The sequence below is a fragment of the Burkholderia sp. IO2 genome (assembly GCF_029522185.1).
Lineage (GTDB): Bacteria > Pseudomonadota > Gammaproteobacteria > Burkholderiales > Burkholderiaceae > Burkholderia > Burkholderia cenocepacia.
Map to the genome: position 1 here is coordinate 53,177 of NZ_JAKWFH010000040.1, position 22,570 is coordinate 75,746.

Genomic DNA, 22,570 nt, shown 5'->3' on the forward strand with positions numbered 1-22,570 from the left:
AACGGATTCTGGCCACGGCCACGAATGCCATGCACACGGTCGCCGTGCTTGCTTTGCCCGATGTCGTCCCGTTCGATCTGGGTGTCGCGTGCGACACGTTCGCGCGCGTGCGGGCGCCCAACGTCGCGCAGGCGTACCGTGTCCGCGTGTGCAGCGACCAGCCGCGCGTCGGCGGCGACCTGTTCGAGCTGCGCCCGCCGTTTCGCCTCGATGCGCTGGCCGACGCCGACACGATCATGGTTCCCGGCACCTCCGTGCCGCTCGCGCCGACGTCGCGCCGCGTGCTCGACGCGCTGCACGCGGCGGCAGCGCGCGGCTGCCGGATCGCGTCGATCTGCAGCGGCGCGTTCGTGCTCGCGGAAGCCGGGCTGCTCGACGGCCTGCGCGCGACGACGCACTGGCTCGCGGCCGCCGAACTCGCGCGCCGCTACCCGAACGTCGACGTCGATCCGAACGTGCTGTTCGTCGACAACGGGCGGATCCTGACGTCGGCCGGCGCGGCGGCCGGCCTCGATCTGTGCCTGCACATGATCCAGGCCGACTATGGCGCGGCGGTCGCCGTCGATGCCGCCCGCAGCGCGGTGGCGCCGCGCGTGCGCGAAGGCGGGCAGGCGCAGTTCATCGCGCCCGAATGGCCGGCCGGCGGCGACGGGCTGCACGACCTGCTGGACTGGCTGCACGCGAACCTGCGCCAGCCGCTGACGCTCGACGCGATCGCGCGCAAGGCGTCGACGAGCGTGCGCACGCTGACGCGGCGCTTCCAGGAGCAGACCGGCACGTCGCCCGGCCAATGGCTGCAGACCGCGCGCGTGCGGCATGCGCAGCAGTTGCTGGAGGTGACCGAGCTGTCGATCGAACATGTGGCGACGGAAGCCGGGTTCGGTTCGGTCACCGCGTTTCGCGAGCGCTTCGCGCGCATCGTCGGCACGTCGCCACAGCGCTATCGGCAGGCGTTCCGCGCGCGCGCCGATGCGTGACGTCGTCCGGATCGCCGCCTGAAGCATGAACCCGCCGCCCCCTTTCGCGCCAACCGGACCCGACCGATGACCCGCATCCGCAATCCCCTGAACATCGCGCAGCTCCAGGCGTTCGTCTCCGCCGCGCACCTGAAGAGCCTGCGCGCCGCCGCGCGCGAACTCGGCGTCACGCAGCCGGCGATCACGCATACGATCCGCGAACTCGAAACGGCGCTCAACGCGGAGCTGCTCGCGCGCAGCGTGCGCGGCGTCGAGCTGACCGCCTGCGGCGAGGCGCTGCTGCCGCGCGCCGAGCAGTTGCTCGGCGACGTCCGCCGCACGGTCGAGGCCGTCGAGCAGGTGAAAGGCGAGATGTCGGGCCGCGTCGCGGTCGGCACGATGCCGTCGATCGCGCTGACCGCGCTGCCGCACGCGGTGACGGCGTTCCGCCGGTCGATGCCGAACGTCAGCCTGCATCTGGAGGAAGTGACGGTGCCCGACGCGCTCGCGCAGTTGCGCAACGGCACGCTCGACATCGCTGCAATGCACCATGTGCCCGCGCTCGACCGCGATTTCACGCAATTGCCGCTGCTGTCGACCGAATTCACGATCGTGATGCGCGACGGCCACCCGCTCGCGCACGCGCGCCGGTTAGAGGAACTGCTCGACGCCGAATGGATCGTCACCGTCGGCGCCGAGCAGTTTCCGCACAGCGTGATGGTCGGGATGTTCGAGGCGCACGGGCTGCCGCTGCCGAAACGTCTGCTGCGCTCGCCGATGTCGTTCGCGGTGACGCTCGGGCTCGTCGCGCGCTCGGACGTGATCGGCTGCTTCACGCGCCCGCTCGCCGCGATGGTCGCGCCGCTCGGCATCCGCACGGCCGAACTGGACGAAAGCATGCCACGCTTCGACCTGTCGATCATCGCGCGGCGCGACCTGCTGCCCACGCCCGCCGTGTCGCACTTCGTCACCTGCCTGCAGCGCGCGGTCAACGAAACGCTCGGCTGAATCGTTCCTGTGGATGAAACGGCGGCGCACCCGGCGCGCCGCCGCCGGGCCCGGTATCGGGGCTTGTCCTAGGCGCCCCGCCGGTATTTTGTCTTGATAATCTTGCGCACGTCGCGCGCCCCCATCGGGCGGGCGAAACGGACTGTCCGACGCGAAGCCGCGGCGGGCCGAAGGCTTACGGCGCGGCACAACCGCGCACCCATCGAACAAAACGAGGAGTCACCGAGTGAAAAAGATTCTTGCGGCTGTGACCGTCGCCCTGCTCGCCGTATCGGCCGGCAGCGCGTACGCGAAGGACTGGTCGACCGTGCGGTTCGGCGTCGACGCAAGCTACCCGCCTTTCGAATCGAAAGGCGCCGACGGCAAGGTGGTCGGCTTCGACGTCGATCTCGGCAATGAAATCTGCCGCCGCATGAACGCGAAGTGCGTGTGGATCGAAAACGACTTCGACGGGATGATCCCGGCGCTGAAGGCCCGCAAGTTCGACGGCGTGCTGTCGTCGATGTCGATGACGCCGGCGCGTCAGGAACAGATCGCGTTCTCCGCGAAGCTGTTCAACACGCCGACGCGCCTCGTCACGAAGAAGGGCACGGGCCTGATGCCGACGGCCGAATCGCTGAAGGGCAAGTCGGTCGGCGTCGAGCAGGGCACGATCCAGGAAACCTACGCGAAGACGTACTGGGCCTCGAAGGGCGTGAACGTCGTGCCTTACCAGAACCAGGACCAGGTCTACGCCGACCTGATCTCCGGCCGTCTGGACGGCGCGCTGCAGGACGCGGTGCAAGCCGAGATCGGCTTCCTGAAGACCCCGCGCGGCGCGAACTTCGACTTCGCCGGCAAGGATCTCGACGATCCGAAGACGCTCGGCAACGGCGCCGGTATCGGCCTGCGCAAGGAAGACACCGACCTGAAGGCGAAGATCGACGGCGCGATCGCCGCGATGCGCAAGGACGGCACGTACGACAAGATCGCGAAGAAGTACTTCGATTTCGACGTCTACGGCAAGTAATACGGCCGACGAACGCGCGATTCGGCGCGACGGGAACGGGCTCCGCACGGAGCCCGTTTTTTTTTGCGCACGACGCGGGCGCCGTTATTTTTTCCGCGCCAAGCTGATGATTCTCAACGGAAAACCGCTTGTTCTGGCGCCGGTTTGATGGCGGCGACGAAGGCAACGTACAATCGTTCTTCCACGCACACGGATCATTCGCGGCTGCGCCGCACTCCCCCCATCATGCAAACGCAGACCCATCCGCTGATTTCCCCCGCCGTCGGCACCGAACGCCAGATCACCAGCTTCCACTACGGCCCGCGCGGCGGCAAGAAGGTCTACATCCAGTCGTCGCTGCACGCGGACGAGTTGCCCGGCATGCTGGTCGCCACGCTGCTGCGCCGCAAGATCGCCGCGCTCGAGACGGCCGGCAAACTGCGCGGCGAAGTCGTCATCGTGCCCGTGCCCAACCCGATCGGCCTGTCGCAACACGTGTTCGGCGATCATCTCGGCCGCTTCGAGCTCGGCTCGATGCAGAACTTCAACCGTAACTTCTACGATCTCGCGGCGCTCGTGCTGCCGCGCGTCGAAGACCGCCTCACGAACGACGCACAGCGCAATCTCGCGGTCGTACGCACCGCGATGCGCGAAGCGCTCGACGAACAGAAACCGCGCACCGAACTCGACTCGCAGCGCCTCGCGCTGCAGAAGCTGTCGTTCGACGCCGACATCGTGCTCGACCTGCACTGCGACAGCGATGCGGTGATGCACCTCTACACGAACCCCGACCTCTGGGAAGACGTCGAACCGCTGGCGCGCTACCTCGATGCGCAGGCGTCGCTGCTCGCGCTGAATTCGGTCGGCAATCCATTCGACGAAATCCACAGCTTCTGCTGGTCGGATCTGCGCAGCCGCTTCGGCGACCGCTTCCCGATCCCGAACGGCGCGATTTCCGTCACGGTGGAACTGCGCAGCGAGCGCGACGTGTCGTACGAGTTCGCCGAAAAGGATGCCCAGGCGATCGTCGAATACCTGACCGAGCGCGGTGTCGTCGAAGGCACGCCGGCGCCGCTGCCGCCGCTCGCGCATCCGGCCACGCCGCTCGCGGGCACCGATCCGCTCGTCGCGCCCGTGTCGGGCGTGATCGTGTTCCGTACGCCGGTCGGCGTGATGATCGAGGCCGGCCAGGTCGTGGCCGACATCGTCGATCCGCTGACCGATCGCGTCGTCACGCTGAAGAGCAGCGTGTCGGGCGTGCTGTACGCGCGCCAGATCGTCCGTTTCGCGACGGCCGGCATGGAAGTCGCGCGCATCGCCGGCGCGACCGCGATCCGCACCGGTTCGCTGCTGTCGGCCTGAGCCTGGACGCCCGGCCCGCGCGCCGGGCCGCGGCGCGCCTCGCCGGCCCTCGCCTGCGTCAAACGAAATCGCCCGCTTGCGCGGGCGATTTGCTTTCCGAAGCGCGCGTCGCGCCGCCGATACCGTGTCGCCGGCCGCTACGCGCGAAGACCGCTCAGAACGCCGGCACGATCGCGCCGCCGAACTTCTGGTCGATGAACTTGCGCACGTCGTCCGATTCATAGGCCGCGACGAGCTTCTTCACCCACGGCTTGTCCTTGTCCTGCGCGCGCACCGCGATCAGGTTCGCGTACGGCCCGCGCAGATCCTCGATCGCGATCGCATCCTTCACCGGCGTGAGCCCGGCCTTGACCGCGTAGTCGGTGTTGATCGACGCGGCGTCGACGTCGGGCAGCGCGCGCGGCAGTTGCGCGGCGTCGAGTTCGACGATCTTGATCTTCTTCGGGTTCTCGGCGACGTCGAGCGGCGTCGCGTTCACGCCATTCGTGCCGACGCCCGGCTTCAGCTTGATCACCCCGTATTTCTGCAGCAGCAGCAGCGCGCGGTTGCCGTTCGACGGATCGTTCTGGATCCCGACCTTCGCGCCGACCGGCAAATCCTTCAGCGACTTGAGCTTCTTCGAATAGAAACCCATCGGCGCGGTATAGGTGAGCCCGACGTTGACTATCTTGTAGCCGCGCTGCTTGATCTGGCTGTCGAGGAACGGCTGGTGCTGGAAGCCGTTCGCATCGAGATCGCCGGAATCGAGCGCCGCGTTCGGCTGCACGTAGTCGTTGAATTCGATGACCTTGATCGCGAGGCCTTCGCGCGCGGCGACCTTCGTCACTTCGGTCCAGATCTGCGCGTCGGGGCCGCTCATCGTGCCGATCTTCAGCGTTTGCGGGTCGGCGTGCGCGGCGGACGCGGCGAATGCCAGCGCGGCGGCGAGTACGCCGAGGCCGGTCAGGATCGAATGTCGCATGGGGTGTCCTCTTGTCCCGTGTCGTTTGTTGGAGCACGGATCGTGGCACGGGGCCCGAGCGCCACCAACCAAGCTTATTTCATGTGCATATTCCTGATCGAGGTCGAACGACAGACAAATTCGGTATAACCCCGGATGTACATCCCGGGCAGAATTTAGGGCCTGCTTGCATAGGGAACGTGCATTCCCGTGGATTGAATTTTTAGTTTGGGGTTGCCACGAGAACGGCCGCTCGCCGCGTTGCGCTCCTTGCGAATACGCGAGTATTCGCGGCGTCGCGCGCCTCGCGAGCGGCCGTTCTCGTGGCAACGCATGCACGTTCCCTATGCAAGCAGGCCCTAATGTCGCATCGGCACCACACATTCTTCATATGACAGTCGCTGTCATATTCATTACGTGGCCCGCCGATAAAGTTGCGCCGGTCCGTGAAAGCGCCCGCAGAGAGCGCCGGAACCGCAACTGGACACGCCATTTATTCGCTCGGAGAATCCTTTGAACAAGAAACTGTTGACCATCGCCGCCCTGGCAGCAACGGCCGGCACGGCACACGCACAAAGCAGCGTGACCCTGTACGGCGTCATCGATGCCGGTATCAGCTACGTGAACCACAGCAAGACCGCCAACGGCGGCACGGGCAAGCTGTTCAAGTACGACGACGGCGTGGCCCAGGGCAGCCGTTGGGGCCTGCGCGGCACCGAAGACCTCGGTGGCGGCCTGAAGGCGATCTTCGTGCTCGAAAACGGCTTCAACAGCGGCAACGGCTCGATCGGCCAGGGCGGCGCGATCTTCGGTCGCCAGGCTTACGTCGGCCTGAGCCAGTCGCAATACGGCACGGTCACGTTCGGTCGCCAATACTCGTTCTCGACCGACATCCTCGGTTCGAACTACTCGACGGGCGGCAACACCGTCGCGGGTAACTATGCGTACCACGTGAACGACATCGACCAGCTCACGTCGAGCCGCATCAACAACGCCGTGAAGTTCCAGAGCGCGAACTATTCGGGCTTCACGTTCGGCGCGTTGTACGGCTTCTCGAACTCGACCGACTTCGCAGGCGCACAGGGCACGGGCACCAACAACACCGGCGGTTCGTCGCGCGCATACAGCTTCGGCCTGAACTACGCGAACGGCCCGATCTCGGTCGGCGCGGCGTACACGGACATCCGTTTCCCGAGCCAGTCGACGCCGGCCTTCTCGACGTCGATCGCGAACCTGAGCACCGGCAACGTCCGCGACCTCCGCACGTACGGCGTGGGTGGCCGCTACGTCTGGGGCCCGGCAACGGCATGGCTGCTGTGGACGCGTACGCAGTTCTCGACGGTGTCGGGCTCGGGCGGCACGTTCTACAACGCATACGAAGCGGGCGCGAAGTACGCATTCACGCCGGCACTGTCGGGCGGCCTCGGCTACACGTACACGAACGCGACGCAAAACGGCAACTCGTGGCACTGGAACCAGGTCAACGGTATCGCCGACTACGCCCTCAGCAAGCGTACGGACGTGTACGGCCTGGTCGTGTACCAGCAGGCTTCGGGCCGCGGCGTGCAAGCGCAGATCGGTTCGAGCACGAGCTACTTCAACACGTCGGGCACGGGTTCGAAGAACCAGATCGCCGCACGTATCGGTATCCGTCACAAGTTCTAAAGCATCCGCTTAACTGTCCGCTCAACCTGCGGATCACGACGGCAAAAAGCGCCCCGCTCCACGCGGGGCGCTTTTTTATGGGCTTTTAAGTTTCGCTTAATTCTGGGCTGAGAGGATGCTCTCACCCCCCCTGTTGGCCGCCTGAGCATCGGCGGCTTTTTTTTTAAACGCCGACGGCGCCGCCATCGATTGCCCACAAGACAGGATCGGAGGCCATGATGATCGAAGATACCGTTTTCAGCCATCTGCACGCGATTCTGACGTGCCAACACTCGCTGCCGGTCCAGAGCTGCCGCGTCTCGGTCGAAATGCAGCGCCCCTGGGGCCGCCCGTATCGCCTCGTCGAATGGACGATGCATCTCGACGCCCCCGCGCGGCGCCAGATCGTGCCGGCCGAATCGACCGACGAAGAGATCGCCGAGGTCGTCGCGTCGCACGTGCCGGGCCGGCTTTACGGCGACGGCCGGCTGCAGTTCTGAACGCGTCTGCGCGCCACCCGCTTCCCGTCTTTCGGCCGCGCCGCACGCGTCGTGCGGCAGTCGGTCTCGTTTGACGCGGCAACGAAACCTGCTACGCTGCGCGTTTTCGTCCACGCAACACACGATGGAAAACGCATTCAACGAACGTGGCGTCATGGTCACGCGCAACGGCCTGTCGGCCGCCGGGCAGGTATTCGCACTGCGTGACATCCGCCACGTCGACGTCGTCAAGATTCCGAAGAACCGTCTCGTGCCGTCGCTGATCTCGCTGATCGGCGCGGCCATCGCCGTCGCAGGCGGCATCGCCGCATCGAGCGCCGCGCTCGTGGTCGGCGTGATGCTCGCCGTGGTCGGCTACCTCGCGTGGACCACGCAGGACATCACGTATCGGCTGATGGTCGAGATGCCCGACGGCAAGCGCGAAGCGCTGTCGAGTGTCGACGCCGAGTTCGTCGAACGCGTCGCGCAGGTCGTGCGCGACGCGCAGTCCGCCACCGCAGCCGGCTGATTCCGTTCGCCTTCGTGCCCGCGCCGGCTCGCGCGGGCAGGATGCACGCCGCGAATGTCGGTTCGCGCGGCGTTCGCGTTGAAGCGCGCGGCGCCCGCCGCGCGCCGCCACCCCCTCCCCGCCACTGCACGCGCCGACCGCCTAGTATGGAAAGAGCGGCTCGCCGCCGCATCGTCCGAGGAGGCCAGCATGAACGCTCAATCGCTGTCCGGCATGCTTCGCGCGCAGGAACTGCTGATCGTGTCGATGATCCGCGCGCTTCCCCCTGATGCACGCCGTGCGCTCGTCGAGCTCTACACCGACCAGATCGCGTTCGCCGAACAGGCCGGTATCGAAAGCCACGGCGATCGCGCCACGCACGACGCGTTCATCGCGCATGCGCGCAACCTGCTGATCCGCATCGAAGCGCTGGCCTGAGTTTCTCGAGACTTCCCCCGGCTCGCCCGAGCCGCGCAGGCGAGCGCTCACTCGCATGGGCCGTCTGGCGTCCTTGTACTGATAATAATTCTCATTTACACTGTTAAAGTTGTCAGTTGCCTTTCACATCGCCGTTTGCCGCCTGTCGCGCGCAAACGGGCCAGCCAGGTGAACGCGTCACCCAGCCAGCCTTCGGGCTTGTTATCGTCAATGGGAGACCACCTGTGCATTGCTATACGCTGGCGCGGCGGCCGATCTGTGCCGCGCTGTTCGGCGCGTTCGGCCTGTCCGCCGCCCCGGCTCACGCCGATTCGTCGCCGCAAGGCGCCACCCCGCCGTCCTCCGTCCTGACCACCGCGGCCGCCTCCACGCGCGGCGACGCGGCGCTGCTCGATCCCGTCACCGTCACGGCCACCCGCACCGCCACCGCGGCGAGCCGCACGGCAGCGTCCGTGTCGGTGATCACCGACGAGGATCTCGAAGAGCAGCAGGCCACCAACATCAAGGACGCACTGCGCTACGAGCCGGGCATCACGGTGCGCCGCACCGCGTACCGTCCCGGCAGCGCCGCGCTCGGCGGCGGCCGCGACGGCGATTCGAGCATCAACATCCGCGGCCTCGAAGGCAATCGCGTGCTGCTGATGGAAGACGGCATCCGCCTGCCGAACGCGTTCTCGTTCGGGCCGCTCGAAGCGGGCCGCGGCGACTACGCGGATCTCGACACGCTCAAGCGCATCGAGATCCTGCGCGGGCCGGCGTCGGCGCTCTACGGCAGCGACGGCCTGACCGGCGCGGTGAACTTCATCACGAAGGACCCGCGCGACCTGCTGTCGGTCTACAACAAGCCTTACTACTTCTCGTTCCGGCCGAGCTACGACTCGACCGATCGCAGCATCGGCGCGACCGTGTCGGCCGCGGGCGGCAACGATCGCGTCCAGGGGATGATCATCGCCGACGGCCGGCGCGGCCACGAGGTCGACACGCGCGGCGGCAACAACACGGCAAGCACGCTGCGCACGACGTCGAACCCGCAGGACGTGTATTCGGAATCGCTGCTCGGCAAGCTCGTGCTGACGCCGACCACGCGCGACACGATCAAGTTCACCGCCGAAACGGTGCAGCGGCGCGTAAGCACCGACGTGCTGTCGGCGATCAATGCGCCGACCACGCTCGGCCTCACGACCCACGACCGGCTCGAACGCAACCGCTTCAGCGTCGACTACGACTTTCGCGACGACGCGCTCCGCTGGTTCCAGACCGCCCACGTGCAGTTCTACTACCAGGACGCGAAGCAGGATCAATACGCGTTCGAGACGCGCGGCAAGCTGCCCTCGCGTTCGCGCGACAACCAGTACAAGGAACGCACGTTCGGCGGCGCCGCGTTCGCCGAGAGCGGCTTCGCGACCGGCCCGCTCGCGCACAAGCTGCTGGTCGGCGTGGACGGCAGCCTGTCGCGCGTGACCAACCTGCGCGACGGCACGGTGCCAGGCGTCGGCGAAGCGTTCCCGAACAAGGCGTTCCCCGACACCGACTACACGTTGTTCGGCGCGTTCGTGCAGGACCAGATCGGCTACGGCCGCCTGCTCGTCACGCCGGGCCTGCGCTTCGACACGTACCGGCTGAGCCCGACCGAGAACGATCCGCTGTTCACCGGCAAGGCCGTGTCGACGAACGCGAACGAACTGTCGCCGCGCGTTGCCGTGCTCTACGAGATCACGCCCGCGGTCATTCCGTACGTGCAGTACGCGCACGGCTTCCGCGCGCCGACGCCCGACCAGGTGAACAGCAGCTTCTCGAATCCGGTGTACGGCTACACGTCGATCGGCAATCCGAACCTGAAGCCCGAAACCAGCGACACGTTCGAAGCCGGCCTGCGCGGCAAGGCCGGCACCGGCTACGGCATCGTGCGCTACAGCGCGGCCGCGTTCACCGGCCGCTACCGCAACTTCATCTCGCGCACGACGATCGCCGGCAGCGGCCGGCCGGTCGACCCGTTCGTGTTCCAGTACGTGAACTTCGCCGATGCACGCATTCATGGCCTCGAAGGCCGCGCCGAATGGGTGATGCCGAACGGCATCACGCTGAAGACGGCGATGGCGTTCACGAAGGGCTCGACGCAGAACGACGGCGCGGCCAGCCAGCCGCTGAACACCGTGAACCCGTTCTCGGCCGTGTTCGGCGTGCGGTACGAGCCGACCGAACGCTGGTTCGTGCAGACCGACCTGCTGTTCCAGGCCGCCAAACGCGACAAGGACGTCGACAAGTCCGACTGTTCGAACAAGGCGTGCTTCACGCCGCCGTCGTCGTTCGTCGTCGACCTGCGCGGCGGCTACCGCTTCAACAAGCACGTGAGCGCGACGATCGGCATCCGCAACCTGTTCGACCGCAAGTACTGGAACTGGTCGGACGTGCGCGGCATCGCGGACGATTCGCAGGTGCTCGACGCGTATTCGTCGCCCGGCCGCACGGTCGCCGTCAGCATGAAAGTGGATTTCTGATGCGCGTTGCCCGCGCGCCTACCCCAACCGTTACTCGAAGGAGTCCGACATGATGCAATCCGCCCTTCCCGGTCAATCGGCCACGCCGGCCCGCGCGGCCGCCGCGCTGCGCGACGCGTTCATCAAGCTCAAGACCGAGCGTCAGCTGCGCAACCGCGACGTCGCGCAGGCGCTCGGCGTCAGCGAAGGCGAGGCGCTCGCCGCGTTCGTCGGCGAGCACGTCGTGCGGCTCGACGCGCGCTTTCCGGCGATGTTCGAGGAAATGCCGCGCCTCGGCCGCGTGATGGCGCTGACGCGCAACGACACGGCCGTCCACGAAAAGGACGGCGAGTACGCGCAGATGAGCCACGACGGCCCGGTCGGCCTCGCGCTCGGCGACATCGACCTGCGCATCTTCTATCGTCACTGGGTGTCGGCGTTCGCGGTGCGCGACGAGACCGCGCACGGCCCGCTGAAGAGCCTGCAGTTCTTCGACGCGCAAGGTCATGCGATCCACAAGGTCTACCTGCGCGCGCACAGCGATCACGCCGCATACGACGCGTTCGTCGAACGCTGGCGCGCGCCGTCGCAGGAGCCGGGCCTCGAGGTCGCGCCCGCCGCAGCGAAAACGCCCGAGCGCGCCGACACCGAGATCGACGTCGCGGGTTTTCGCGCCGCGTGGGACGCGATGACCGACACGCACCAGTTCTTCGGCATCACGCAACGCTTCGGCGTGAGCCGCATGCAGGCGCTGCGCCTCGCCGATCCGCGCTACGCATATCCGGTCGAAACCGCGCATGCGTTGCGCCACGTGCTCGAACAGGCCGCGAAAAGCGGCCAGCCGATCATGGTGTTCGTCGGCAACGCGGGGATGATCCAGATCCATACGGGCCCCGTCGCGAACGTGCGCGAGGTCGGCGCGTGGATCAACGTGCTCGATCCGGGCTTCAACCTGCATGTGCGCGAAGACCTGATCGCCGCCGCGTGGGTCGTGAAGAAGCCGACGAGCGACGGCATCGTCACGTCGCTCGAACTGTTCGACCGGCAGGGCGACCACGTCGCGCTGCTGTTCGGCGAGCGCAAGCCCGGCAAGGTCGAGCGCGACGACTGGCGCGCGCTCGTCGCGACGCTGCCGGCGGCCGCACGCGGAGCCGCGCGGTGAGCGCGCGGCGGTTCGATCCGCGCCGCCGGTCGCTGCTGGCCGGCGCGGCGGCCGGCGCGCTCGCGGGCGTACTGCCCGGCGGCGTGCTCGCGCAGGGCGTGGTCGCCGCGCCGAAACGCGTGATCGTGATCGGCGGCGCGCTCGCGGAAACCGCATTCGCGCTCGGCGGCGCCGAGACGCCGCGTTACCGGCTTGTCGGCGCCGACACGACGTGCACGTATCCCGACGCCGCGAAGCGCCTGCCGAAGGTCGGCTACCAGCGCGCGCTGTCGGCCGAAGGGCTGCTGTCGCTGCGGCCCGATCTCGTGCTGGCCTCGGCGGAAGCCGGCCCGCCGACGGCGATCGCGCAGGTGAAAGGCGCCGGCGTCACGGTGACGACCTTCGACGAGCGCCACGACGTCGAATCGGTGCGCGCGAAGATCACCGGCGTCGCGCAGGCACTCGACGTGCGCGACGCCGGCGCCGCGCTGCTGCAGCGTTTCGACCGCGACTGGCAGGCCGCGCGCGACGCGGTCGCCGCGCGCGTGCCCGGCGGCGCGCAGCCGCCGCGCGTGCTGTTCGTGCTGAACCATACCGGCACCCAGGCGCTCGTCGCCGGCCAGCGCACGGCCGCCGACGCGATGATCCGCTACGCGGGCGCGCGCAACGCGATGCAGGGCTTCGATCACTACAAGCCGCTGACGACCGAGGCGCTCGCGGCGGCCGCGCCCGACGTCGTGCTGATCTCCGACGAAGGGCTGGCGGCCGTCGGCGGCCACGCCGCGCTGCTCGCGACGCCGGGCTTCGGCGCGACGCCGGCCGGCCGCGCGCGGCGCGTCGTGTCGCTCGACGCGCTGTTCCTGCTCGGCTTCGGCCCGCGCCTGCCGCTCGCCGTCACGACCCTGCACCGACGCCTGTCGGATGCGCTCGCCTGAATCCGGATCGACCCGATGCCCGCTCACGCCTCGCCCTTCAACGCGCCATCGTCCGCCTCGCGCGCCGGCGCCGCGCGCCTCGGCACGTCGCGCCGCTTCGCGCCGTTCGTCCTGGCCGCGCTCGCCATTCTCGTGGGCGTGATGTCCGTCGTCGCGCTGTGCGTCGGCGCGTACCGCATTCCGCTGGCGGAAGCCTGGGCCGCGCTGAGCGGCGACCCGGCCGCGCAGCAGGCGCGCGCGGTGCTGCTCGACATCCGCGCGCCGCGCGTCGTGCTCGCGCTGCTGGTCGGCGGCGGCTTCGGCGCGACCGGCGCCGCGATGCAGGCGCTGTTCCGCAATCCGCTCGCCGATCCCGGGCTCGTCGGCGTATCGAGCGGCGCCGCGCTCGGCGCGACCACGCTGATCGTGCTCGGCCCCGCGCTCTTCGCCGCCCACGCAAGCGCGGCCGCGCTGCCCGTGGCCTCGTTCGCGGGCGGGCTCGCGGTCGCGGCGCTCGTCTACCGGCTGGCCGCGTCGCGCGGCCGGCTCGCGCTGCCGCTGCTGCTGCTCGCCGGCATCGCGATCAATGCGCTGGTCGGCGCAGCGATCGGGCTGCTCACGTTCGTCGCCGACGACGCACAGCTGCGCTCGCTGACCTTCTGGAGCCTCGGCAGCCTCGGCGGCGCGCAATGGCCGACGCTGGCGGCCGTCGCGCCGTGCGTCGCGCTCGGCGGCGTGCTGCTCGTGCGCGAGCGCGACGCGCTGAACGCACTGCAGCTCGGCGAAACCGAAGCGCTGCATCTCGGCGTGCCCGTGCAGCGACTGAAGCGGCGCGTGCTCGTCGCGGTCGCGCTCGCGGTCGGCGCGCTCGTGTCGTGCGCGGGCATCATCGGTTTCATCGGGCTCGTCGCGCCGCATTGCGTGCGCCTCGCGTGCGGCCCCGACCAGCGCATCGTGCTGCCCGGCGCCGCATTGCTCGGCGCGTTGCTGACGCTCGCGGCCGATCTCGCCGCGCGCACGGTCGCCGCGCCCGCCGACATTCCGCTCGGCGTGCTGACCGCGCTGCTCGGCGCGCCGTTCTTCCTCGCGTTGCTGTGGAAGAACCGCGGCGCGCTCGGCGGGTAATTCCTTCTTCACGACGACCATGCTGACTGCCCACCACCTCGACGTCGCCCGCCGGCACGGCACGATCCTGCGCGACCTGTCGCTGTCGATCGAACCCGGCCGCGTGACCGCGCTGCTCGGCCGCAACGGCGCAGGCAAGAGCACGCTGCTGAAAACCTTCGCCGGCGAACTGACCGGCAGCGTCGCGCCGCACGGCGTGCGCGTGACGGGCGACGTCACGCTGAACGGCGAACCGCTCGCACGCATCGACGCGCCGCGGCTCGCGTGCCTGCGCGCGGTGCTGCCGCAGGCCGCGCAGCCGGCGTTCCCGTTCAGCGTCGACGAAATCGTGCTGCTCGGCCGCTATCCACACGCGCGGCGCAGCGGTGCGACGTCGCACCGCGATCGCGACATCGCATGGCGCGCGCTCGAACGCGCGGGCGCCGACGCGCTCGTCGGCCGCGACGTCACGACGCTGTCGGGCGGCGAACTCGCACGCGTGCAGTTCGCCCGCGTCCTCGCGCAGCTGTGGCCCGATCACGACACGACGGAACCCGGCCCGCGTTACCTGCTGCTCGACGAGCCGACCGCCGCGCTCGATCTCGCACACCAGCACCGCCTGCTCGATACCGTGCGCGCCGTCGCGCGCGAATGGCAGCTCGGCGTGCTCGCGATCGTCCACGATCCCAACCTCGCCGCGCGGCATGCGGATGCGATCGCGATGCTCGCCGACGGCACGATCGTCGCGCATGGCGCACCGCGCGACGTGATGACGCCTGCTCATATCGCGCAGTGCTACGGCTTCGCGGTGAAGATGGTGGAAACCGGCGACGGGACGCCGCCGGTGATGGTGCCCGCGTAGCGCGGGCGTGTATCGCATGATCGTTGCATCGCTCTAGGCGGTGCGTTGCCCTGGGCGGCGGCGCACTCTCCCGATCTCTCGCATTGCCCCTGCCAAGGAAATCCCCGTGCCGCTTCCGATGACCCGCATCATCCTGTACGTCCGCGACGTCGCGTTGCTGAAAGCGTTCTATCAACGGCATTTCGCGTTGCCCGTCATCGAGGAAATCGACGGTGAATGGGCCGTGCTCGGCGCGGGCGCGATCGAGCTCGCGCTGCATCGAGCCGGCCCGGCATTCCGTCATGCGGCCGCACCAGCAAGCACGAACGCCAACGCGGCCACCAGCAACGTGAAGCTCGTCTTCACGATCGACGCCGATATCGACGCGTATCGCGACCGGCTCGCCCGCGACGGCGTGACCGTGCGCGATCTGAAGCGCTACGACGGCTTCCCGTACCGGATGGTCGACGGCATCGATCCGGAAGGGAACGTCTTTCAGGTGATGCAGCCGGACTGAATGCCGGCGCGAAAAGCATGGGCGCGCGCGCTCAATGCTCGACATCCGCCGCGCCGAAGCTCCGCATCTTCCAGCCGAGCCGTACGGCGAGCATCCGTATCGAGAAGCCGGCCGCCAGCGCGACGAGCGTCGCGAACCCCGTGTCGATGCCGACATGCTGCATCCCGACATACAGCGAACCCGTGACGAACGCGACGCTCGCGTACAGCTCCTCGCGCAGGATCAGCGGCATCTCGTTGCAGAGTAAATCGCGCAGCATCCCGCCGCACACGCCCGTGATCGCGCCGGCCAGCACGACGATGATCGGCGCCGTGCCGGTCGACGCGCCGATGTCGCAGCCGATGATCGTGAACGCCGCGAGGCCGATCGCATCGACGGTGACGAACAACGTCTTCATCCGCGCGACGTGCCGTGCCGCCCACGACGCGACGGTCGCCGCGACGAGCGTGATCACCAGGTATTCGGGATGTGCGATCCAGCCGAGCGGATAGTGGCCGAGCAGCACGTCGCGCACGGTGCCGCCGCCGAGCGCCGTCACCGCGCCGACGAGCGCGAGGCCGAAGCGGTCCATCCCGCGGCGCATGCCCATCAGCGCCCCCGAAATCGCTTCCGCGACGATCGCAATCAGATAGAGCGTATGCATGGCGCGCGTCAGTCGTCGGTCCGGAACAGGTCGAGCACGCGTTCGCGCTCGGCCGCATCGACGGCGGCAGGCATCGGCTCGTCGCGCTTGCCGTTGTCGGCCGGCGCGTCGGGCGCATCGATGGCCGCCGCGCCGCCGCACGCGAAGCGGCTGCGGATATACGCCGGCACGTCGGCCGTGCACGTGCCGCGCGTGTATTCCGCGTAGACGAAGTCGCCGTCGACGAGCGCGACGTCCTGGGGCGGCATCGCCGCGACCGGCGTGCGCCCGTCGACGGCCGTCTTCATGTAGTCGAGCCAGACCGGCAGCGCGAGCGTCGCGCCGGTCGCGCGCCCCATTGGGCGCGGCGTGTCGTAGCCGAGCCACGCGACCGCGACGATGCCCGACGAATAGCCGGCGAACCATACGTCCTTCGACCCGTTCGACGTGCCCGTCTTGCCGGCCGCGTCGTCACGCCGCAGCGCGAGCGCGCCGCGCGCGGTGCCGGCCCGCACGACGTCGCGCAACATGCTGTCCATCACGAACGCATTGCGCGCCGATACGACCCGCTCGCCCGCCGGCACGGTCGCCTCGTACATCGCGCCGCCGTGACGCTGCTTCACCGACAGGATCAGGCGCGGCTCCATCCGCGTCCCGCCGTTCGCGAACACGCTGTAGGCGCTCGCGAGTTCGAGCGGCGTCACGGCGCCCGCGCCGAGCGCGAGCGGCAGCGACGCCGGATTGCGCTGCGCGTCGAAGCCGAAATGCACCGCGTGCTGCTGCACGTAGCGCGCGTCGGTGGCCTGCATCAGGCTGACCGCGACCAGGTTCTTCGAGCGCACGAGCCCGCGCCGCACCGGGATGAAGCCTTCGTAGCGATTGCCGAAATTGCGCGGACGCCACGGCCGCGCGCCGGTTTCCGCGTGCGTGAGCGTGCGCTGGGTATCGTCGACGAGCACGCCGGGGAAGTAGCCCTTCTCCAGCGCCGCCGAATAGACGAACGGCTTGAAGCTCGACCCCGGCTGGCGATACGCCTGCAGCGCATGGTCGAACACGTTGCGATTGAAATCCGCGCCGCCGACCAGCGCGAGCATGTCGCCGGTGGCCGCATCGAGCGACACGAGCGCGCCTTCGAGCCCGTTGCGCGTCTCGCGCTTCGCGCGCGCCTGGCGGCTCAGCGTGCGCTCGAGCGCGGCTTCGGCCGCGCGCTGGTCGCGCATCGAGATCGTCGTCGTCACGTCGAGGCCGAGCGTGTACGCGTCGTCGTGAAACCGCTCGACCATCATCCGGCGCGCGCGCTCGGCGACGTACGGCGCCGCGACGATGCCGGGCGGCGGCGTGGTCGCCAGCGCGATCGGCGCGTCGACGGCCGCACGATACGTCGCATCGTCGAGTTGCCCGAGCGCGTGCATCCGGCCGAGCACGTAGTTGCGCCGCGCGGTCGCGCGCGCGGGATTGACGACCGGGTTGAACGCGGACGGCGCTTTGGGCAGCCCGGCGAGCACGGCCGCCTCGCCCGCGCTCAGCGCATCGAGCGGCTTGCCGAAGTACACGTGCGCGGCGGCCGCGAAGCCGTATGCGCGCTCGCCCAGATAGATCTCGTTCATGTACAGCTCGAGCAGCTTGTCCTTGCTGTATTCGCGTTCGAGCTTGGCCGCCATCAGGATCTCGGCGAGCTTGCGGCTCAGCACCTTGTCGCGCGTCAGGTAGAAGTTGCGCGCGACCTGCATCGTGATCGTGCTGCCGCCCTGGCCCGGCTGGCCCGTCACGACGTTCGCGAACGTCGCGCGCGCAAGACCGCCGACATCGACCGGGCCGTGCTCGTAGAACTTCGCGTCCTCCGCCGCGAGCAGCGCGTGCCGCATCAGCGGCGGAATGCGTTCGAGCGGCACGAACTCGCGCCGCTCGACGCCGTATTCGGCCAGCAGGTCGCCGTCGCGCGAAAAGATCCGCAGCGGCAGCGCGGGACGATAGACGGCCAGGTGTTCGACGGACGGCAACTGCGTCCAGATGCGATCGATCGTCCATGCGCCGATGCCCGCGCATGCGAGCGTCAGGCCGAGCAGCGCGCCCGCGAGCGTGCGCCAGACGCGGCGGCGGCGCGGCGGTGCGGATGGCGGCGCGGGCGGCGGCGATGGGTTGGCGGTGGGGTCGGTCATGTCGGGGCTCCTTCTTCAGTGCCGCGACGGCCGGCGCGCGAGCGGCGCCGATCGGTCACGAAAGGCGCGCATTGTCGAAGGGATGGCGCGAAACCGGAACATTCTTTAGCCAAAGTTTGGCTGGCTAAATTTTATTTAGGAAAGCGCACCGGGGCCCGCTCGCGGCGCGTATGTGGGTCTGCGGCATGTCGTCGCGGCCGGGCAGGCGAGGCGCATGAGCCGGTTCGCCTGTACCATCGCGTGATGTTCGACCGATACCTCGACCTGTGGGGCCTCGTTCCCGACGGTGGCCCGATCCTGACCGCGAGCGGCGGCCTGTTGCCGGTCGTCTGGCACGCGCGGCCCGCGATGCTGAAAGTCGCGACGTGCGACGAGGAACGCCGCGGCAATGCGCTGATGGCCTGGTGGAACGGGCAAGGCGCCGCGCAGGTGTGGCGGCACGACGGCGACGCGATCCTGCTCGAACGCGCGCAGCCGGCGCCGTCGCTCGCCGCATTGTCGGCAGCCGGCCACGACGACGACACGATGCGCATCGCTTGCGACGTCGTCGCGCGGCTGCACGCGCATCGTGCGCCGCAGTGCCCTGCGGTCGTGCCGCTGCACGACTGGTTCTATGCGCTGCTGTCGAGCGATGCTGACAACGATGTGCTGCGCCGCTCCGCGGCGATCGCTCGCCAGTTGCTCGCCGAGCCGTCCGTCGACGAAGTCGTGTTGCACGGCGACATCCATCACGACAACATCCTGCATTTCGGCGATCGCGGCTGGCGCGCGATCGACCCGAAAGGGCTGCGCGGCGAGCGCACGTTCGACTACGCGAATCTGTTCTGCAATCCCGCACACGACATCGCGGTCGATCCCGTGCGTTTCGGGCGGCGCGTCGCGGTCGTGGCCGATACCGCACAACTCGACCGGCGCCGGCTGCTGCAGTGGATTCTCGCGTGGTCGGGACTGTCGGCCGTGTGGTTGATGGAAGACGAGTTGTCGCCCGATACACGGCTGGAGGTTGCGATGCTTGCGGCGGGTGCGCTCGGGCTGTAGCGATACGCATCGCCGATGAAAACAGACTCGTTACGAGTTACGGGGGAATGCGGGGAGAATCGGCGCCTTTCGGCCATGAACGGACAATCGACTGCGCTGAGAATATCGCCGACAATTGTCAGCACGGATCGACTTAGAGTTGCCGGCGAGACATATGACACAGATCGCGATCGTATTGCACGGACCTACCAGCGCGGGAAAAAGCAGCTTGGCCAAGGCGCTTCAGAATAGCTCGGAAGCGCCGATGTTCCACATATCGCTCGATGCATTCGTCGAAATGTCGCGTAGGCGTGACATGAGATCGGATGAAGAGTTGAATCAGGCGCTCAGGATACATCACCTCAATCTGCAGTCCACCCTGAAGCGCGTAGCTGCAAGTCATTTCGGGATTGTTCTCGATCTTGTGCTGGGAGATACAACCGCCTTCGAAGAATGTATTTCTGCACTCGCGCCTCGCCGCACGTACGTGATAGGTGTTTGTTGCCCATTGGATGTTCTGGAAGAGCGTGAACGCAGCAGGCCGGACCGTGGAGAAGGAATGGCGCGATCCCAATTCGGGCATCCAGCTTACTCAAGGCCCTACTCGATGCGTCTGGATACGTCGACTTGCAGTCCCGAAGAAGGCGCTCAAAGAATCCGCTCATTCCTCAACGCGCAGGCGGAATGATCGCTTTTGCTATCAGCGAATGGCTCAAGGGGGGCGTTCGCGGACGATCCTCAAAAAGGTGAGCGTAGGTTTGCGCGCGAAGCCTTGTCAGATAAGGTGCAGGTACTGCTGCATCATTGGAGTGACGGGTGCAGGGGCTGCGGTGGGGTGCGTGCTCATGTGACCGGGAAAAGTTGCTTTGGCTGCCCGAGCTTATCAGCGGCCCGCACGGGACTGCTCGAAGTTCGCCGTTCGGCCAGTTGCTGGAGATCACGACCGGCGGCTGCCGGCTACGAACGGCCGTTCGACACAGCTTTTTAGATCGTCGACAATCGGTGCGGATAAGGGCGTAGCCTTTAGCGGTTACCGTCGATCAGATCGTTCAGCAGCGCATCGAACGCGGCCTGTGCGTCTTCAAGTTCCTGCAGGGCGGCATCAAAGGTTTGCAGCGCGAACGGCGAAGGCTCGCCGCTGCCTTGCGGCGGAAATTGCTTCTGCATCGAGGCGAACGTACTCTGCACGCGCAGCGTGGCGGCCACCATGCGCTCCATCGCCTCGGTTTCTTCGGCTCGGGCCTGTTCCGGATTCATTCCTCTCTCCTTGGATGGTTTTCTTGAAGACCAGATCGTACACGCTGTGTCCGTTCTTGCCGCCCTTGGCAGAACGACTCCGTTGAAGGTTCCAACGGCACCCTGCGGGAGAAGCGATTTAATCGGGAATGATTCCGCAGTCGCGCCGAGGCCAAGATACTCGTCGAGCGTGGCTATAAAATCCCGCCGCAGGTCGCAACGATTGGCCGCTTTGGATAAATCTGAAGGGCCGTTCCGGGTCGCCACCCGACATCCAAAGAAACCCGCGCGGAACCCGAAAAAAAACCCGCCGGCTCACACCAGCGGGTTTTCATATCCGACTTGCGCGACGCTTCAGCGCGCCGGGTTCAGCGTCAGGTTCATGTGACGGTTCACATCCTTGTACAGCAGATAACGGAACCGGCCAGGCCCACCCGAATAGCAAGCCTGCGGGCAGAACGCGCGCAGCCACATGAAGTCGCCGGCTTCCACCTCGACCCAGTCCTGATTCAGCCGATAAACAGCCTTGCCTTCCAGCACGTACAGGCCATGCTCCATCACGTGCGTTTCAGCGAACGGAATCACGCCGCCCGGCTCGAACGTCACGATGTTCACGTGCATGTCGTGACGCATGTCGCTCATGTCGACGAAGCGCGTCGTCACCCATGCGCCGTTGGTGCCTGGCATCGGGATCGGCTCGACGTCCTGCTCGTTGGTCACGAACGCTTCCGGCAACGGAATGCCGTCGACCGCCTGATAGTGCTTGCGCACCCAGTGGAAACGCACCGCGGCATCGCTGACGTTGTGCAGCGTCCAGTCCGCGCCCGGCGGGATGAACGCATAGCCGCCCGGCTTCAGCGTGTGCTTCTGGCCCTGCAGCGTCAGCTCGGCTTCGCCTTCGACGACGAACAGCACGGCTTCGGCGTTCTTGTCCTGCTCGGGCTTGTCGCTGCCGCCGCCCGGATTCACTTCGACGATGTACTGCGAGAAGGTTTCCGCGAAACCCGACAGCGGGCGCGCGATCACCCACAGGCGCGTGTGGGTCCAGAACGGCAGCCAGCTCGTGACGATGTCGCGCATCACCCCCTTCGGGATCACCGCGTACGCCTCGGTGAACATCGCGCGATCGGTCAGCAGATCCGTCTGCGGCGGGTGGCCGCCATGCGGCGCGTAATACGTTGTCTTAGACATATTGCATCCAGGCAATGGGTTGGTCCGGCCCCGGGCGCAAACGGCATCGGGCGGTCCGCATGCGCGTGGGGCACGCATGCGGGGCGGGACATCGTTGCCGGGGTGGCTTGAAGGCGCATGCGCCTTCGGTCGGTCGGCCAGGCTTCGCGTCGGGTCCGTCCGGTTCATCGGACGCGGCGGGCCGGCGGCCGGGCCGCGGCGCTCGCGATCATGCGGCGAGGCGCGGACAGCGGCACGGTTCGACTCCGTACGCGAGCATCGCCGACGATAGCGAAGTCGATCTCGATCGACCAATTAAATGTTGCGATGACATCCATTCGATTTCCCACTACCCGCCGCCGCCCGCGACGCGCGGTCGGGAGGCGTTGCGGGGCATGCCGACCATCAGGGAAATCCTGACGGTTGCGCGGTGCGCGCGATGCGTCCGTACCCGGCAATACGGCGTACCCATGCGCAATTCAACACGTCCCGTTAAGCGGATCGAGGGCGGTCGACAGGTGCGCGACAGCGGATCGCTGCAGCAGGGTCGCGGGATACGCTCACGTCAGGCTGGAACGAGCCGACGCGGCGAACGGAAAGCAGAGGACATTCGGCCCATCCCGTCCGGGCACATTCATGCGCGGGACGCGATGTCGTCGACAAACGAAATGGGGGAAACGGCGGGAGGAGGATGGCCGGCCCGTCGATCGGGCCCATGGCAGTGGCTGATTGAAGCCGGAGGCGCATCGCCGGTCTGGCCGGCGAAGCGGCCCGGCAGGCTGCCGGGCTGAGGTTCGCGTCGAAGTCCCGACGCCGTCGGCGCGCCGGTGCGCGGATCGCGCACCGTGCCGCGCCAGCGGCGATCAGTCCCAGTCGCGGTGGTGACGGTGCTTGCGGTGACGGTAGCCGCGATCGCCGTGATCGCGATCGTACGAGCTGCGCGACATGTTGCCGCCGAGCGCCGCGCCGGCGCCGCCGCCGACCGCCGCGCCCAGCAGGCCGCCCGTGCGGCCGCCCATCGCGTTGCCGGCCGCGGTACCCGCGCCGCC

General features: G+C 67.8%; 21 protein-coding genes and 1 pseudogene. 16 read left to right on the forward strand and 6 right to left on the reverse strand.

Features of this window, described 5'->3' with window-relative positions; genetic code table 11:
- Window positions 1-29: 29 nt before the first annotated feature.
- From MMB92_RS23965 to MMB92_RS23980, 4 genes are all read left to right on the forward strand, one after another.
- A complete protein-coding gene (locus MMB92_RS23965) occupies window positions 30-977 on the forward strand; it encodes a helix-turn-helix domain-containing protein (protein WP_277562985.1) in 948 nt (315 codons plus the stop codon).
- Between the two features lie 66 nt (window positions 978-1,043).
- Window positions 1,044-1,964, forward strand: a complete 921-nt coding sequence (locus MMB92_RS23970; protein ID WP_006489204.1) for a LysR substrate-binding domain-containing protein — start codon at window positions 1,044-1,046, stop codon at window positions 1,962-1,964.
- A 226-nt stretch (window positions 1,965-2,190) separates the two neighbouring features.
- Window positions 2,191-2,973: an ABC transporter substrate-binding protein gene (locus tag MMB92_RS23975; RefSeq protein WP_006489206.1), complete on the forward strand. Its 783-nt coding sequence runs from the start codon at window positions 2,191-2,193 to the stop codon at window positions 2,971-2,973.
- A gap of 225 nt (window positions 2,974-3,198) precedes the next feature.
- Window positions 3,199-4,314, forward strand: a complete 1,116-nt coding sequence (locus tag MMB92_RS23980) for a succinylglutamate desuccinylase/aspartoacylase family protein (RefSeq protein WP_058902388.1) — start codon at window positions 3,199-3,201, stop codon at window positions 4,312-4,314.
- A gap of 154 nt (window positions 4,315-4,468) precedes the next feature.
- Here MMB92_RS23980 and MMB92_RS23985 read toward each other — a convergent pair whose 3' ends face one another.
- Entirely contained in the window at window positions 4,469-5,275 is an 807-nt protein-coding gene (locus tag MMB92_RS23985; RefSeq protein ID WP_277562986.1) for a MetQ/NlpA family lipoprotein, read from the reverse strand.
- Between the two features lie 492 nt (window positions 5,276-5,767).
- On the opposite strand from MMB92_RS23985, the gene MMB92_RS23990 reads away from it, so the two are divergent.
- The 10 genes from MMB92_RS23990 to MMB92_RS24035 all read left to right on the forward strand — a co-directional run bounded on the left by MMB92_RS23990 (window position 5,768) and on the right by MMB92_RS24035 (window position 15,317).
- Window positions 5,768-6,919, forward strand: coding sequence for a porin (locus tag MMB92_RS23990; protein WP_006491809.1), 1,152 nt, complete (start codon window positions 5,768-5,770; stop codon window positions 6,917-6,919).
- Window positions 6,920-7,137: 218 nt separating this feature from the next.
- Window positions 7,138-7,398 (forward strand): DUF2866 domain-containing protein, encoded by a 261-nt coding sequence (locus MMB92_RS23995; protein WP_011548992.1) that lies wholly within the window; start codon window positions 7,138-7,140, stop codon window positions 7,396-7,398.
- 124 nt (window positions 7,399-7,522) lie between these two features.
- The gene (locus tag MMB92_RS24000) at window positions 7,523-7,906 is read left to right on the forward strand and encodes a DUF6232 family protein (RefSeq protein WP_012493589.1); all 384 of its coding nucleotides are present in this window, start codon (window positions 7,523-7,525) and stop codon (window positions 7,904-7,906) included.
- Between the two features lie 189 nt (window positions 7,907-8,095).
- Window positions 8,096-8,323: a hypothetical protein gene (locus tag MMB92_RS24005; RefSeq protein WP_058903544.1), complete on the forward strand. Its 228-nt coding sequence runs from the start codon at window positions 8,096-8,098 to the stop codon at window positions 8,321-8,323.
- Window positions 8,324-8,547: 224 nt separating this feature from the next.
- Window positions 8,548-10,821, forward strand: coding sequence for a TonB-dependent hemoglobin/transferrin/lactoferrin family receptor (locus MMB92_RS24010; RefSeq protein WP_080324361.1), 2,274 nt, complete (start codon window positions 8,548-8,550; stop codon window positions 10,819-10,821).
- A 49-nt stretch (window positions 10,822-10,870) separates the two neighbouring features.
- Window positions 10,871-11,962, forward strand: a complete 1,092-nt coding sequence (locus MMB92_RS24015; RefSeq protein WP_006491808.1) for a hemin-degrading factor — start codon at window positions 10,871-10,873, stop codon at window positions 11,960-11,962.
- Window positions 11,959-12,876 carry a helical backbone metal receptor gene (locus tag MMB92_RS24020; protein WP_058902391.1) on the forward strand — a complete coding sequence of 306 codons (918 nt, stop codon included), beginning with the start codon at window positions 11,959-11,961 and terminating at the stop codon, window positions 12,874-12,876. The genes MMB92_RS24015 and MMB92_RS24020 overlap by 4 nt, the downstream gene beginning before the upstream one ends.
- 15 nt (window positions 12,877-12,891) lie before the next feature.
- Window positions 12,892-13,980 carry an iron ABC transporter permease gene (locus tag MMB92_RS24025; RefSeq protein WP_062910201.1) on the forward strand — a complete coding sequence of 363 codons (1,089 nt, stop codon included), beginning with the start codon at window positions 12,892-12,894 and terminating at the stop codon, window positions 13,978-13,980.
- 19 nt (window positions 13,981-13,999) lie between these two features.
- Window positions 14,000-14,821, forward strand: a complete 822-nt coding sequence (locus MMB92_RS24030; RefSeq protein ID WP_006485871.1) for a heme ABC transporter ATP-binding protein — start codon at window positions 14,000-14,002, stop codon at window positions 14,819-14,821.
- A gap of 106 nt (window positions 14,822-14,927) precedes the next feature.
- Window positions 14,928-15,317, forward strand: a complete 390-nt coding sequence (locus tag MMB92_RS24035; protein WP_006496216.1) for a VOC family protein — start codon at window positions 14,928-14,930, stop codon at window positions 15,315-15,317.
- 31 nt (window positions 15,318-15,348) lie between these two features.
- Here MMB92_RS24035 and MMB92_RS24040 read toward each other — a convergent pair whose 3' ends face one another.
- Together MMB92_RS24040 and MMB92_RS24045 are read right to left on the reverse strand one after the other, a co-directional pair.
- Entirely contained in the window at window positions 15,349-15,960 is a 612-nt protein-coding gene (locus tag MMB92_RS24040; protein WP_277562987.1) for a trimeric intracellular cation channel family protein, read from the reverse strand.
- An 8-nt stretch (window positions 15,961-15,968) separates the two neighbouring features.
- The gene (locus tag MMB92_RS24045) at window positions 15,969-18,098 is read right to left on the reverse strand and encodes a PBP1A family penicillin-binding protein (RefSeq protein ID WP_006496214.1); all 2,130 of its coding nucleotides are present in this window, start codon (window positions 18,096-18,098) and stop codon (window positions 15,969-15,971) included.
- Between the two features lie 243 nt (window positions 18,099-18,341).
- Here MMB92_RS24045 and MMB92_RS24050 point away from each other — a divergent pair, with 243 nt between their 5' ends.
- Together MMB92_RS24050 and MMB92_RS24055 are read left to right on the forward strand one after the other, a co-directional pair.
- Complete coding sequence (locus tag MMB92_RS24050; protein WP_062910199.1) at window positions 18,342-19,136, forward strand: aminoglycoside phosphotransferase family protein; 795 nt, start codon at window positions 18,342-18,344, stop codon at window positions 19,134-19,136.
- Window positions 19,137-19,290: 154 nt separating this feature from the next.
- The gene (locus MMB92_RS24055) at window positions 19,291-19,803 is read left to right on the forward strand and encodes an AAA family ATPase (protein WP_277562988.1); all 513 of its coding nucleotides are present in this window, start codon (window positions 19,291-19,293) and stop codon (window positions 19,801-19,803) included.
- Between the two features lie 335 nt (window positions 19,804-20,138).
- On the opposite strand, the gene MMB92_RS24060 is transcribed toward MMB92_RS24055, so the two are convergent.
- From MMB92_RS24060 to MMB92_RS24070, 3 genes and pseudogenes are all read right to left on the reverse strand, one after another.
- Window positions 20,139-20,372: a hypothetical protein gene (locus MMB92_RS24060; protein ID WP_006487081.1), complete on the reverse strand. Its 234-nt coding sequence runs from the start codon at window positions 20,370-20,372 to the stop codon at window positions 20,139-20,141.
- Window positions 20,373-20,705: 333 nt separating this feature from the next.
- Complete coding sequence (locus tag MMB92_RS24065; RefSeq protein WP_006487082.1) at window positions 20,706-21,542, reverse strand: bifunctional allantoicase/(S)-ureidoglycine aminohydrolase; 837 nt, start codon at window positions 21,540-21,542, stop codon at window positions 20,706-20,708.
- Window positions 21,543-22,384: 842 nt separating this feature from the next.
- A pseudogene (locus MMB92_RS24070) lies at window positions 22,385-22,570 on the reverse strand (hypothetical protein); the annotation flags it as partial.

Excerpts from the sequence above, each read along its gene's own strand:
- MMB92_RS23995 (WP_011548992.1), top strand. The coding sequence starts at position 7,138 with ATGATCGAAGATACCGTTTTCAGCCATCTGCACGCGATTCTGACGTGC.
- MMB92_RS23985 (WP_277562986.1), bottom strand. The coding sequence starts at position 5,275 with ATGCGACATTCGATCCTGACCGGCCTCGGCGTACTCGCCGCCGCGCTG.
- MMB92_RS24040 (WP_277562987.1), bottom strand. The coding sequence starts at position 15,960 with ATGCATACGCTCTATCTGATTGCGATCGTCGCGGAAGCGATTTCGGGG.
- MMB92_RS24060 (WP_006487081.1), bottom strand. The coding sequence starts at position 20,372 with ATGAATCCGGAACAGGCCCGAGCCGAAGAAACCGAGGCGATGGAGCGC.
- MMB92_RS24000 (WP_012493589.1), top strand. The coding sequence starts at position 7,523 with ATGGAAAACGCATTCAACGAACGTGGCGTCATGGTCACGCGCAACGGC.
- MMB92_RS23965 (WP_277562985.1), top strand. The coding sequence starts at position 30 with ATGCACACGGTCGCCGTGCTTGCTTTGCCCGATGTCGTCCCGTTCGAT.
- MMB92_RS24005 (WP_058903544.1), top strand. The coding sequence starts at position 8,096 with ATGAACGCTCAATCGCTGTCCGGCATGCTTCGCGCGCAGGAACTGCTG.
- MMB92_RS24025 (WP_062910201.1), top strand. The coding sequence starts at position 12,892 with ATGCCCGCTCACGCCTCGCCCTTCAACGCGCCATCGTCCGCCTCGCGC.
- MMB92_RS24050 (WP_062910199.1), top strand. The coding sequence starts at position 18,342 with ATGTTCGACCGATACCTCGACCTGTGGGGCCTCGTTCCCGACGGTGGC.
- MMB92_RS24065 (WP_006487082.1), bottom strand. The coding sequence starts at position 21,542 with ATGTCTAAGACAACGTATTACGCGCCGCATGGCGGCCACCCGCCGCAG.
- MMB92_RS24030 (WP_006485871.1), top strand. The coding sequence starts at position 14,000 with ATGCTGACTGCCCACCACCTCGACGTCGCCCGCCGGCACGGCACGATC.
- MMB92_RS23980 (WP_058902388.1), top strand. The coding sequence starts at position 3,199 with ATGCAAACGCAGACCCATCCGCTGATTTCCCCCGCCGTCGGCACCGAA.
- MMB92_RS24055 (WP_277562988.1), top strand. The coding sequence starts at position 19,291 with ATGACACAGATCGCGATCGTATTGCACGGACCTACCAGCGCGGGAAAA.
- MMB92_RS24045 (WP_006496214.1), bottom strand. The coding sequence starts at position 18,098 with ATGACCGACCCCACCGCCAACCCATCGCCGCCGCCCGCGCCGCCATCC.
- MMB92_RS23970 (WP_006489204.1), top strand. The coding sequence starts at position 1,044 with ATGACCCGCATCCGCAATCCCCTGAACATCGCGCAGCTCCAGGCGTTC.
- MMB92_RS24015 (WP_006491808.1), top strand. The coding sequence starts at position 10,871 with ATGATGCAATCCGCCCTTCCCGGTCAATCGGCCACGCCGGCCCGCGCG.